The sequence below is a fragment of the Mesorhizobium sp. M2A.F.Ca.ET.037.01.1.1 genome, from assembly GCF_003998075.1.
In the GTDB taxonomy this organism is placed as follows: domain Bacteria; phylum Pseudomonadota; class Alphaproteobacteria; order Rhizobiales; family Rhizobiaceae; genus Mesorhizobium.
This window is the reverse complement of record NZ_RZSA01000069.1, coordinates 1-12,222: the sequence shown is the minus strand read 5'-3', so window position 1 is coordinate 12,222 and position 12,222 is coordinate 1. Positions and strand designations below refer to the sequence as shown.

13 protein-coding genes are annotated in these 12,222 nt (G+C 62.7%); 5 read left to right on the top strand and 8 right to left on the bottom strand.

Annotated features, from left to right (window positions below; genetic code table 11):
• Positions 1-190: 190 nt before the first annotated feature.
• Positions 191-901, bottom strand: coding sequence for an SIMPL domain-containing protein (locus EOA27_RS06035; protein WP_126081781.1), 711 nt, complete (start codon positions 899-901; stop codon positions 191-193).
• A gap of 449 nt (positions 902-1,350) precedes the next feature.
• On the opposite strand from EOA27_RS06035, the gene EOA27_RS06025 reads away from it, so the two are divergent.
• Positions 1,351-1,707, top strand: coding sequence for a hypothetical protein (locus EOA27_RS06025; protein WP_126081780.1), 357 nt, complete (start codon positions 1,351-1,353; stop codon positions 1,705-1,707).
• A gap of 388 nt (positions 1,708-2,095) precedes the next feature.
• Here the strand turns inward: EOA27_RS06025 and EOA27_RS06020 are convergent, their stop codons facing one another.
• The 3 genes from EOA27_RS06020 to EOA27_RS06010 all read right to left on the bottom strand — a co-directional run bounded on the left by EOA27_RS06020 (position 2,096) and on the right by EOA27_RS06010 (position 6,157).
• Positions 2,096-3,769 (bottom strand): family 1 glycosylhydrolase, encoded by a 1,674-nt coding sequence (locus EOA27_RS06020; protein ID WP_126081779.1) that lies wholly within the window; start codon positions 3,767-3,769, stop codon positions 2,096-2,098.
• Between the two features lie 73 nt (positions 3,770-3,842).
• On the bottom strand, positions 3,843-4,982 hold the full coding sequence (gene glf / locus EOA27_RS06015; protein WP_126081778.1) for a UDP-galactopyranose mutase: 1,140 nt from the start codon (positions 4,980-4,982) through the stop codon (positions 3,843-3,845).
• A 2-nt stretch (positions 4,983-4,984) separates the two neighbouring features.
• A complete protein-coding gene (locus EOA27_RS06010; RefSeq protein ID WP_126081777.1) occupies positions 4,985-6,157 on the bottom strand; it encodes a glycosyltransferase in 1,173 nt (390 codons plus the stop codon).
• Between the two features lie 303 nt (positions 6,158-6,460).
• On the opposite strand from EOA27_RS06010, the gene EOA27_RS06005 reads away from it, so the two are divergent.
• Together EOA27_RS06005 and EOA27_RS40515 are read left to right on the top strand one after the other, a co-directional pair.
• Positions 6,461-7,378: a hypothetical protein gene (locus tag EOA27_RS06005; protein ID WP_126081776.1), complete on the top strand. Its 918-nt coding sequence runs from the start codon at positions 6,461-6,463 to the stop codon at positions 7,376-7,378.
• Positions 7,375-7,539, top strand: a complete 165-nt coding sequence (locus EOA27_RS40515) for a hypothetical protein (protein ID WP_189343092.1) — start codon at positions 7,375-7,377, stop codon at positions 7,537-7,539. Before EOA27_RS06005 ends, EOA27_RS40515 begins: the two co-directional genes overlap by 4 nt.
• A gap of 16 nt (positions 7,540-7,555) precedes the next feature.
• Here the strand turns inward: EOA27_RS40515 and EOA27_RS06000 are convergent, their stop codons facing one another.
• The 3 genes from EOA27_RS06000 to EOA27_RS05990 all read right to left on the bottom strand — a co-directional run bounded on the left by EOA27_RS06000 (position 7,556) and on the right by EOA27_RS05990 (position 10,047).
• On the bottom strand, positions 7,556-8,422 hold the full coding sequence (locus EOA27_RS06000; protein WP_126081775.1) for an NAD(P)-dependent oxidoreductase: 867 nt from the start codon (positions 8,420-8,422) through the stop codon (positions 7,556-7,558).
• 96 nt (positions 8,423-8,518) lie between these two features.
• Complete coding sequence (locus EOA27_RS05995; protein WP_127252582.1) at positions 8,519-9,163, bottom strand: helix-turn-helix transcriptional regulator; 645 nt, start codon at positions 9,161-9,163, stop codon at positions 8,519-8,521.
• Between the two features lie 8 nt (positions 9,164-9,171).
• Positions 9,172-10,047, bottom strand: coding sequence for a S1C family serine protease (locus EOA27_RS05990; RefSeq protein ID WP_126081774.1), 876 nt, complete (start codon positions 10,045-10,047; stop codon positions 9,172-9,174).
• A 160-nt stretch (positions 10,048-10,207) separates the two neighbouring features.
• Here EOA27_RS05990 and EOA27_RS05985 point away from each other — a divergent pair, with 160 nt between their 5' ends.
• A complete protein-coding gene (locus EOA27_RS05985; protein WP_126081773.1) occupies positions 10,208-11,155 on the top strand; it encodes a trypsin-like peptidase domain-containing protein in 948 nt (315 codons plus the stop codon).
• An 11-nt stretch (positions 11,156-11,166) separates the two neighbouring features.
• Here EOA27_RS05985 and EOA27_RS05980 read toward each other — a convergent pair whose 3' ends face one another.
• Positions 11,167-11,592, bottom strand: a complete 426-nt coding sequence (locus tag EOA27_RS05980; RefSeq protein WP_126081772.1) for a VOC family protein — start codon at positions 11,590-11,592, stop codon at positions 11,167-11,169.
• Between the two features lie 66 nt (positions 11,593-11,658).
• Here EOA27_RS05980 and EOA27_RS05975 point away from each other — a divergent pair.
• On the top strand, positions 11,659-12,222 hold a 564-nt coding region (locus EOA27_RS05975), incomplete at its 3' end, for a TetR/AcrR family transcriptional regulator (protein ID WP_145970269.1).

The following is a 12,222-nucleotide window of genomic DNA, read 5'->3' as shown; positions in this document are numbered from 1 at the left end:
ACAGCGTCGTGGTTGTGTTCGCCAACGAGCGCGGCTGCCCAATCATCTATCGCTGAGGTTGAGAGGGCGATCTGCGAGGATCGCCTATCAGCCTCTCACGATGAGGCGTGGCTCGAAAAAGCCCCGGAGGAAACGATCCCCCGGGGTTTTTTGCATGGTGGCGGCGCGCCTGCGGCGTGCCGGCCGATCGTTACTTCAGCTCGAAGGTGACCGTGACCTGGACGTTGTAGGAATTCTCGCCAGCCTGCACCGGGACGGCCGAACGGGCCGCGTCGAATGATTTGGCCGCCATCGGCATCGGCGCCGGCGCGATATTCTGGTCGGTGATCTCGAGCACCTTGCCCAGGCTGACGCCGGCCGCTTCGGCGAGTGTCTTGGCCTTCGCCATCGCATCGGCGACAGCCTTCTTGCGCGCCTCGGTGATCGTCGCCTTCGGATCGTCATTGGTGAAGGCGATGCCGCCGCCCCGGTTGACGCCGAGCGATACCGCCTTGTCGAGGATCTCGCCAGTCTTATCGACGTCGCGCACGCGCACCGACAGCGTGTTGGTCACCTGATAGGCGACGAGCTCGGCCTCCTGGCTGCCGTCGGCCTTGTTGGTATAGTTGTAGCGTGGGTTGATCTGGATGCCCGCCGTCTGCAGGTCGCGCTCGGCAATGCCGGCGGATTTCATCGCCGCAATGACCGCCGCCATGGCGTCGTTGTTGGCGTCGAGCGCTTCGCGCGCGCTCTTTGCCTCGCGCATGACGCTCAGCGAAAGGATCGCCATGTCGGGCGCCACCGTCGCTTCGCCTTCGCCGGACACGATAATGCGGGGTGGGGGCTGCGTGTCGGCGGCGCTTGCCAGCGCCGGGAATGCGACTGCGGCAGCGAGCGCGATAGGCAAAAGATGTCTGGTCATGAAAACTCCTCGAGGTCTGCGATCCGACGCTCCGCGCCGCATCTGCCTCGACCCCGCAAAAGCGTCGATACCCGGCAGCGCGGCGCAAGGGCCGGACCTGTTTCGCGCCATAAGGCGCAGGCCGCTCTACGGCTCGAATATGGGCTGATTTTGGCATTTTGCGCCAGCGCTTTCGAAAGCCCTGTGCGAAGACAAGAAAAACACTAAGCCAGCCCGCGCGGGGCCTGTAGCTGATGGTTAGAGCCGGTGGCTCATAACCGCATGGTTGGGGCTCGAATCCCTCCGGCCGGGCGTTACCTTACGCGGTTCGCCAGAGATGAGGCCGACGGCTATCGGCTTCTTATTGGTTCATTGTGGAACATCCTTGGGGATCGCTTGTTAGCCAAGCAGCAGGTTTCACCTCTGGCCGTGGTGCTCGCACGGCCATGTGCTCTTGACGATGGTGTTCGATGGCCAATGACATCCCAGGAAAGAAAGCGCGCCAGGGTGGCCGCGGACTTCCGGTTCTTGCCGTTTTGATCTGCGCACTGGTGCTGGCAGCGATCGCATGCGGCGTTGCCGAGATTTATGGTGAGGCGGCAAAGACGCCTGCGACCGAGGAGAAGCCAGCGCCACAGGAGAATAGTCAGGCGCCCTCATCCTCCAGCCCGAACCCCGCGGAAACCGATCCTGCAAAGTCCAAAGCTGACAATATGAACGTGGCCCCCGTTGATCGAAATCCAGAGGTGGACAGGGACCCAACACCTCGATCCAGCACGGGCGGTGATCAGCCGGGCAAGCAACCTTCACAGCCCGCCTTGCAGTAAGCCGCTCCGCCTTGGGTCCGCCCGAGAGCCGCAGTCATGGGCAGTTGGCACCGCTCTGGGTCCAGAGTGGGCGCTTGTTTTTCTGTGCCAGAGACGAGGCAGGCGCGGTTCTCTACCTGCTATACTGTTTCCGCAGCATGGACGAGCCAAGCCGGTGGGCCGCTCACGAAGTGCGTATATAGTCTTTTTGACGGATGACTACCAATAAAACAGGGCGCCTGGTAACCCATGTTGCGTCACCAACAAGATCGGGGAGCCGTGACACGGCCCGCTGCCTTGTCGGAGGTGCAGACTTCGCCGGCGGTGGGCCGATCGCATCTCAGGCAGCAGGGAAGGCGCGCCATAGCCAGCCAGTAATGTCGACAGATAAGTTACGTGACGGCACCTGTTAGACGGCGTAGCTGGCGCCGCTCTCGTCTTCTGCGACAGCCTCTATCCAATATTGATTGTTGGGCTCGGCCCGCAGAAGCCTGAACATCCCCGTTTGTCCGTCCACTACGAGGTCAAGGAAGGCGTTGGCGGTCTCGACCATGCCGATCGTACGGGCGGCTTGCAGATCCAACGTGGCGATGCCGGGAAACCGACAGCGAAGATTGGTTAGAGCTGACAGCGATCCTCGCGAGGACCGACCTGCGTCGTCAATACTTATCGCGGCCCAGGAATTCGTCTGCGCCAGCTCTTGCGTGAGCTTGTCCGGCGGCGTTGGGCGAACCGCTAATCGACGCATGTGGCAACACTCCTCGATGACGGACGCCATTCGGCCAAAACCTGCCAGAAGCATTGACCGTGCTGGCTTTGTCGGTGGGCACTCCGTTCGCCACCAACCGGGCCGATCGAGCGCGGGATGATCGAATGCACCTTCCTTCGCGATTTGGCTCACAGCGCTCGCGATGATGGTCTTTCTCGGGCTCGCGTCCCGCACGTCGAAGGCTCCGCTCTCGTAATAGCCCTTTTGATGCGCCAGCATCGAGTTCCAGTCGGTGGCCCCGAACAGTGACCAGGCAGTGATGGCGCGTATGTCGGCTCCGTCGTGCCTCGCCGCCTTGGCTTCCTGCCATCCCTCGATCAGCCACCGCAACTGTTCCTCACGCGTGCATCCGTTGTGCAACTCGGTGACGGCGATTGGCCTGCGGTAGCGATCCCAAATTTCCTTTAGCCGGAATCGTAAACGTGCGTGGTCGCGCATCTGAGATCGCACCGCCGCGATGTCGACATAGGCGTCGATGCCATTCCCCCCAGTCTGCTCGTCTGGATACCGCCGGAGATCGTCGTCGAGCAGGCGGTCGCTCGTCAGGTAGTAATCGATCCCAATGACATTGGGGGGGCAAGGGTCCGCGCTCAGCTCGTCGAGATGACGGCGGTCCACGCCCGCGTCAAGTAAGCGCCCGTGGAATGGATGGTCGTCGTCAACCAGGCCGCTCAGCAGATCAAGCGCCAGCCATCGCCGCTCGTTTTCATAGTCGGCCTGGTAGCGGAGGCGGGGCGTGGAGAACACCCGCCCAAAATCTTCGGTCTGGACAAGTTGCGCACCAGGTATGTGTTCTCGGATTGCCTTCATGGCCAGCGCGGTTGCGCGACACTGCGCGACGGTCAATCGGAAGCAGGTTGCCTCGCAGGTGCCATGCGGATGCCAAAGTCCATAGAGGCCGCTTATGCGCGCCGTCGTCAGTGGCTCGTTGATCGGCGTGAACATCTCCAGCCAGGGATAACGTTGCGCCACTTGCCCGGCATACCTGGCCAGCAATTCGGGGAAGTCCGGATCAAGCACATGGGTCGATTTCGGTCCGCTGCCATGATGGACCAGCCCCGCGATCGGCCTCACGCCAAGCCTTCGCAATTCGTTGAGACGCGCGTCCGGCCACCGCCAGTCGCTCGAACCATCGCCCTCGACCAGTTCCCAGAGCACGGGGTATCGCAAGGTCTTGATACCCATCTCGGCTATGAGGCTGAGATCGCCGGCACGGTCGAAATGGCCGGTCTCGCGGAGTTGATCCCGGGTCCGCTCGCGCAGGCGCACGACGCTGCATTCAACGCCGCCCCAGATTTCGAGACTATCGCTCAACTTGCAGCTCCGGGTCCGGCATCATGGCGGTTCGTTGTGTGCGCAACATTAAGCATCGCTGCGCAGACGGCATCTAGACGGGCATCGCGAGTGCCGATTGCGGTGCGCGATCTGAGGCTGGGATAGTCTTCTGAATACGGGCAAAAGTGGCCAGGGCCTGCCCTACAACCTGGTCCATGTTGTAGTAGCGGTACGTCGCCAGACGGCCGACGAACCACACGTCAGGGCAATTGTCAGCGAGCGCTTCATATTGTTTGTAGAGAGCCTCGTTTTTCGGCCGCGGCACGGGGTAATATGGGTCGCCGATATCTGTCGGGTATTCGTAGGTGAGGCTGGTCCGGATATTCCTCTGGCCCGTCAAATGCTTATACTCGGTGATGCGGGTATAGGCTTCCGTCTGCGGATAGTTCACCACGGCTACCGGCTGAAATTGCTCGCATTCGAGGGTGACATGCTCGAAGCGCAATGATCGATAGGGCAGGCGGCCCAGCTTCCAGTCAAAGAATTCATCAATCGGCCCGGTGTAGATCAGCCGCCGGAAGGGAATTCGCTCTCGGACCTCGCGATAATCGGTCTGCAGCATGATCTTGACGTTGGGATGGTCCAACATCCGTTCGAACATGCGCGTGTAGCCGCCGGCCGGCATCTGCTGGAAGCTGTCGCCGAAATAGCGATCGTCGCGGTTCGTTCTTGTTGGAACGCGAGCCGTCACGGACTTGCTCAACTGGCTGGGATCGACCCCCCACTGCTTTCTAGTGTAGCCGCGGAAGAATTTCTCATAGAGCTCCCTACCGACGGTGCTGACAACCACATCCTCGGCGGTACGGATTTCGCCAACGGTTTCACGACGCGACGCGAAGAACTCTTCCAGCTCTGCCGGGCTTAGCTCGAGACCATATAGATGGTTGATCGTGTCGAGGTTTATAGGAATCGGCAGAAGCTTGCCGTCCACGAAAGCGAGCACACGGTGCTCGTAAGGGCGCCAGCTTGTGAACTGCGACAGATAGTCGACGATCGACTGGGCGTTCGTATGGAATATATGCGGTCCGTAACGATGGATGAGAATTCCGGCTTCGTTGTAGCAGTCATACGCGTTTCCGCCGATGTGACTCCGACGGTCTATGAGGAGAACGCTTTCGCTTCGTTGCGAAGCGATCCGTTCCGCGAGAACGCTGCCGGCAAAGCCTGCCCCGACAATCAGCCAGTCGAACATGGTCACGCGCTCCTGCGGAAGGGCACGACCTTCTTGCTTGCACTGGCTTTCTTGATGTGGGCGGCCATGGCATCCCATGTTCGCTGCCAGGACATGTTGGCCAAATAGGCATCAACCGCTGGCAGGCGCATTTCGCGCGGTTGCGCCAGCGCGGAGCGCAGTTTGGCCTCGATGTCTTCGGGGTCCGCGATATCGACGAGGCCGGCGGCAGCGTAGCTTCGCACCACATCGACAATCGCAGTCGACACCACGGGCAGGCCGGCGGCAAGGAATTCGGGAGTTTTCGTGGGGCTGATGAAGCGTGTCGCTTCGTTGAGCGCGAACGGCATCCACCCGACATCCCAATGCCGGAGGTAGTCGGGCAGATCCTTGTAGGCTTTGCTGCCGAGCCAGTGCAGGTTGTTTGCCCTCGGCAGGATGTCCGGATCGATCTTGACGACCGGACCAAGCATCACGAAGTGCACGTCTGGCATCGTGCTGGAAGCCTGCGCCACGAGATCGATATCGAGGCGCTCGTCGATAACACCGAAGAAGCCAACCCGAGGATGCGGGATTGTGAGTTGATCCGCCGGCTCCTCGCCGGGCGCCCTCGCCTTGTGAAAGTGGTTGACGTCAATGCTGCTGGGGAAGGGATAGATCGCCCGATGTTGGCAACGCTTCGCTTCGAACAGGCTTAAGCCGCCCGTGAAGACCACATCGGCGCATTCGAAGAGCGCCCGTTCCAGCAACGCAAGCTGGGCCGGCGCATTCTTGAACGCCGCAAGCTCGTCCATGCAGTCATAGACGCGCACGTCGAAGTTGACATGCGCGCTGAAGCGCAGCGCCATCGGGGTATAATACCAGGCAGTCAATTGGGCGTGCGGCGTCGACGCGATGATCCGGTCCAGATATCTGCGCTGGATCGCATCGGCTCTGGCGGGGCTGGTGCCGATCGGGAGCAAAGGGGTCGCTACCCGAATGCCCGGCGCAGCGTCGCAAAACCGAATGGACGAGTGGGAGCATTCTTCAAAAACGGGCTCCTCGAAGTAAACGATTTGGTGCTCTCTCGAGGCATGCGTGAGAATGTGCTGCGGACGTTGATAGACGAAATTCCATCGCAAATGGGAGAAGCATATCAATAAATCTTGCTCTTTTCTGGTTTTGATTTTGGCTGGTATTCTTATCGCCGCGTCCATATAAGCTTTTCCCTGGTGACATTGCGGTTTATACTGCGAATAACATTTGTTAATCGCGAGATGCAGGAAGCTATTCCTGCCGCATGTCTAACTGTCGGCTGATTAACTTGTTCCAGCCAGCGAGCGATATGCAGGCGGAGTGCCGGCCAGAGCGTCTGGCATCTCAGGCTGCAGCTTTCTGGGGACGGCCGCTCGGGTGCCGCATTTTCGTTGAATGAGCAGCTAGAATATTCGGTGGCTTAAATTGATTCGTCGGACCGACGCCAAGGGCGTTTAGCGGCCGACAATCGCTGGGGCAGACAGATGAAGATCGAGTTCGAGACGAATGTGTTCCCGTTGTTTCACCCGCAAGCGGTGGACGATCTCAAGGACCCGTGCCCGGTTTATGACGGCCGGCTTTGGCATGTATTCGGATCGAGCGGCACGGTGACAAGCGAGACTTGGAAGATTCTTCACGCCACGGCGCCGGAGTTGCACGGACCGTGGACGGAGCACGCGCCGATCGAGCTTCCGGTCACCGGCTCGGGCGTCGCGGCGCCGGGTGTAGTCCACGAAGACGGCGTCTTCCACATGTTCATCCAAACCGAGTTCATGAAATCCGGCGGTCGCTGTGAACACGCGGTGTCAAATGACGGGTTCAACTGGGTTGTGCTCAATCCGGCAATTCTGTCCGTGCCGGACACGGATGAAGACGGCATCTACGACCCGCACCCCGCTCTCATCGGCGGAAAGCGCTACCTCGTTTATTCCGGCATGCCGAAATTCACCCGCGTGCCGCAACCGGACATCTATCTGTCCCGGAGCCAGTCCGATTCATGGTTCGGGCCTTGGAAGCGCTTGGGCAAAATCCTGGACCACAATGACATTCCCCATCACAACACGCGGGACGACCCCGACTACGAATGGGGGATTGAAGGTGCCCAGTTGGTGGAACTTCCAGACGGCCGCGTGCTCCTCAACGCCACCTGCTTCCTTCCGAACGGACAGCGGGGCAGTCGGCAGCGGGTGTTTTTCGCCATCGCCAACACCATTGCCGGACCTTACTCCTCGATCGGGCCGGTGCTCGATCCGGGCGGGCCTGGAGAAAACGGCCATTCGACTGTGATGATCGAGGGCGACAGGCTGACCCTTTTCTACCAGAGTCGCGTGTCGGCGACCAACCATCGCTGGCGCTACGGGTTGGCGAGTTTCGACGTGTCCCAGCTTTCCAAGGCGGCTTGACCCGCTCGTCGCGAGCCTTCCTCGACCACCCTTCCTACACGGCGAAGCAACTGATGTGGCTGACCATCATGCATCTGGCGTTCGTGCTTTCGGCGCTGATGCTGGCCCATATCGACCGGGTCATGGCGTTGGCGAAAGGCAAGAAGGCCGCGGCGGACTAAGGCCGTCTGCGCGCCTTCAGTAGATTCTTCTGACCTTCGTCTGCGAGTTCGCAAACACCTCGTCGGGAACGAAGAAGTCGCCCGCGAGCTGATCGGCGGCGCCGGGCGCGTATACCGAAAAATCCGTCACGCCTTCGGCGCGCAGCACCTCTTCGTCGATGTAGAAATTGCCGGTCGCCTCACGCGACGGGCGCATGAAGATCGCATATGCGGCGTCGGCCATGATGTCGGGCGAGCGGCTCATCGCCGCCACCGTCGCCCCGCCCAGAAGGTTGCGCACCGCGGCCGTGTCGATGGTCGAGATCGGCCAAAGTGAATTCACCGCGATGCCGTCCTTGGCGAACTCGGCGCTCATGCCAAGCGTGCACATCGACATGCCGAATTTCGCCATCGTGTAGGCGACATGGTTCTTGAACCATTTGGCCTTCATGTCGAGCGGCGGCGCCAGATTCAGGATGTGAGGGTTCTTGGCCAACTTCAGGTGCGGAATGCACATTTTGGAGACCAGGAACGTGCCGCGCGTGTTGATCTGATGCATCAGGTCGTAGCGCTTCATATCGGTCTCCAGCGTGCCGGTGAGCTGGATGGCGCTGGCATTGTTGACGCAGATGTCGATGCCGCCGAACCGCTCCACGGTTTTCGCCACCGCCTCGGCGACCTGCGCTTCGTCGCGGATGTCGCAAAGCACCGGCAGCGCCTTGCCGCCGGCCCGCTCGATTTCTTGCGCCGCGGTGTAGATGGTGCCCGGCAGCTTCGGATGCGGCTCGGCGGTCTTGGCAGCGATCGTCACATTGGCGCCGTCGCGCGCTGCCCTGAGCGCGATCGCCAGCCCGATGCCGCGCGATCCGCCCGAGATGAACAGCGTCTTTCCGTTGAGCGACATCCTTTTGCCTCCCTGTTCAATAAGGGAGGCAACTTGCGCGGCAGATAGCCGTGGCGCAAGGGGCAAGACGGATTACGCAGCGTCGTGCCGGAAGGCCTAGACCAGCACCAGGCCCTGCCGCATGGCAATCGCGATCGCGTCCGTCCGGTTGGCGGCGCCGAGCTTGATCAGGATGGCGGCGACATGGAACTTCGCCGTGTGGACCGAAATGTTGAGCCGGCGGGCGATCACCTTGTTCGGGGCGCCTTCGGCGAGCAGCGCCAGCACCTCCGCCTCGCGCGGCGACAAGGCCGGACGCGCCGGATTGTCATCCGTCACGTCCTCTTCAGCGAGCCCGTCATGGAAATCGCCATGCGCGACCTCCGATGGCCCTGCCCTGTCGATGCGATAGCCGGAAGCTGCGAGCCGCGCCGCCGCGGCGATCAACAGGCTATCGGCCAACGACGGCAGCACGGCGACCACATTGCCGCGAAGCCGCTCGTGTCCGCTGCGGCGGGACAGCAGCACAACAGGCATCGTCGAGCCTATGGCCCGGCTTTCCAAGGCCGCATCGTCTGTCACCGCGACATCCGCTGGCTGGCCTGTGCTGCTCCCGGCCAATGTCGGCAGCAGATCGTCACTCGCGGCAAGCGCATCGGCAAGCTGCTCGGCCCGCTCGGCATCGCCGAGCGCCACCAGCACCGTCAGCCGGTGGGCTGACGGTTCCGGTCGTGCGATCACTTGTGCCGCGCTGCTTGCCATCAATCCTCTCAGCTCAGCGGCTTCTCGCCGATGGTGATCGAAACGTCGCGCTCAGCGCCGCCGCTCGAAACACCAAGCGTCACGGTGGTACCCGCGCTGTCCGGCCCGAGCTTGCGGATCAGCTCGCGCGGGCCATGCACTGCTTCGCCGTTCCAGGCGACGACGATGTCGCCGACATGCAGGCCGGCGGCCTTGGCCGGGCCGTTGTCGTCCAGGCTCATGACCATGGCGCCTTTGGTGTCGCCGTTGCGGATCGGATGCAGCCCGGCGCCGAGGTAGCCGCGCGCGACATGACCCTTCTCGCGCAGCGTGGCAATCGCGCGCTCGATCGTCTCGTAAGGCATGACCAGCGCCCGCCGGCGCGGTCCGAACAACAGCATGCCGATCAGCCCGCCCCTGGCGTCGAGCACCGGACCGCCCTCGAAGCGACCGCCGGTGTTGATGGCGAGGTTGATACGCTGGTCGATCGTGCCGCCGCGCATCGAGCGCCACGCCGGCCCGACCTCGCCGACCGTGCCGAACACGGCAAGCGCTGCGCCATCACTGTTGCCCACGGCGATCGCCAGATTGCCGGGACGCACCGCATCGGCCTGCGCCAATTGCGGCAAACCGGCAGCGCCGGAAGCGGGCTTCAGCAGCGCAACGCCCGTCGACGGATCGCGGCCGGCCAGCTCTGCCTTCACGGTTTCGCCGGAGGCCAGCGTCAATTCGATCTCCTCGCCGGCTTCGACCACTTCCTCGGCGGTGACGAAATAGCCGTCGCGCCAGTGGAAGGCGCTGGCGGTGCGGTGGTGATGCGTGACGAAACTCGCCAGCGCGGGCGCAGCTGTGGCCGCGACATCGGCAATCGCGTCGGAAAAGGCACTGAGGTTGAAATCGCTCATAAGACTGTCTCCTGGGTTCGGTGACCCAGATATCGCTCGCTAGCGCAGCCGCGGGTACTCGCCTGACGGCTAGTCGGCCGGCGGACTGGCCATGTGGTCAGGTCGCGGCGCCCCTGGCTGCTCCGCACATATAGTCATCATTCTACGAGGGAACACGCCCATGGCTTTCGCAGCCGAAAAACTTCCATCCGATGACAGTTTGCTCGACGCCTACTCGGCATCCGTGGCTGACGCTGTCGACCGTATCGGTCCGGCCGTGTGCCGCATCGAGCGCATTGGCGCCGGCGGTCACGGCTCCGGCTTCGTCATCGCGCAGGATGGCCTGGTCGTCACCAACTTCCATGTCGTCGGCGACGCGCGCGCCGTGCGCGTCACCATGCCGGATGGCGCCTCGCGCGAAGGCCACGTGCTTGGCCGCGATCCCGACACCGACATCGCGCTGGTGCGCGCCGACGGCAGTTTCGCCGATGTCGCGCCGCTCGGCGACTCCAAGCGCCTGCGCCGCGGCCAGATCGCGATCGCGATCGGCAATCCGCTCGGCTTCGAATGGACCGTCACCGCCGGCGTCGTCTCCGCGCTCGGCCGCTCGATGCGCGCCTCGACCGGCCGGCTGATCGACGACGTCATCCAGACCGATGCCGCGCTCAATCCCGGCAATTCCGGGGGGCCGCTGGTGTCGTCGGCGGGCGAGGTGATCGGCGTCAACACCGCCATGATCCACGGCGCACAAGGCATCGCCTTCGCTGTCGCCTCCAACACCGCCAATTTCGTCATCTCCGAAATCATCCGCTTCGGCCGCGTGCGCCGCGCCTTCATTGGCGTCTCTGCCGACACGACCAACCTGCCGCGCCGGGTGGCCCTGTTGTCGCAAGTCACCACGAACACGGCGGTGCGCCTGCGCAGCGTCGAGAAGAACGGCCCCGCCGCCAAGGCCGGCCTGAAGGAAGGCGACATCATCGCGGCAATAGACGGCCGGCCGGTCACCGGCGTCGACGACCTCGTGCGCATGCTCGACGCCGAGCGCATCGGCCGCGAGACGCTCTGCACTGTCGTGCGCCGCACCGGCGTCAGCCAGGTGGCGGTGACGCCGGTAGCGCGGACGAGCTAAGCCTCGCTGGCTTAGCTTCCCGCCATCCCCTCGGCATATTGCGCCAAGAATTCCTCGCTTGGCGGGATCGGCTTGATGACGTCGATCAGCACGCCGTTGGGGTCCCTGGTGATGAAGTGCCGCTGGCCGAACGGCTCGTCACGCAAGCTGCGCAGGATCGGCAGGCCGGCGGCGATGGCGCGCTCATAGACGGAGTCGGGATCGCGCACCTCGAAATTGATCAGCAGGCCTGACGTTCGTCCGCGCCCCTCCTGCGGGATCGTCTCATGATCCCCTTGCACGATGCCAAGATTGACGCGTCTATCCTCCGCCGACTGCAGATGCACATACCAGTCGCTTTTGAAGAGCGGCTTGAAGCGGAAATGCTCGACATAAAAAGCCGCCGTGCCTTCGACATCGTCCGTCATCAGCACCGGATAATAGCTGGTCGTCTTCATCTTTCCTTCTCCTCTCACCCAACATACAGTCTGTATGTAAATGCAAATAACATACAGGCTGCATGTATGCAACAAGAGTCCGGACGCCGCTCCAACCACGACCGCACCGAGGCGACGCGCGCCGATCTGATCCGCGCGGCGCGAAAGCTGTTCACGGAAAAATCCTATGCCGAGACCGGCACGCCGGAGATCGTTGCCGAAGCCGGCGTGACGCGCGGGGCGCTCTATCATCATTTCGCCGACAAGCAGGCCCTGTTCGCCGCGGTCGTCGAACAGGAAGCAGCGACCGTGGCCGCCGAGATCGATCATGCCTCGCCGCCGTCGCCCTCCGCGCGCGAAGCCTTGATCGCCGGATCGGATGCCTATCTCAAGGCAATGCGGGTGCCCGGCCGCACGCGGCTTCTGCTGCTCGACGGGCCGGCCGTGCTCGGCCGCGCAGCCATGGACGAGATCGACAACCGCCACGGCAACCGCTCGCTGCGCGAAGGCCTGGTCGCCGCGATGCGGGCGCAGGCGATGACCAGATTGCCAGCCGAGGCGCTGACCGCCCTGCTCGCCGCCGCCTTCGACCGGGCGGTTCTGGCCATCGAGGTCGGCGCGCCCGCCGAGGACTATCGCGCGGTGCTGATC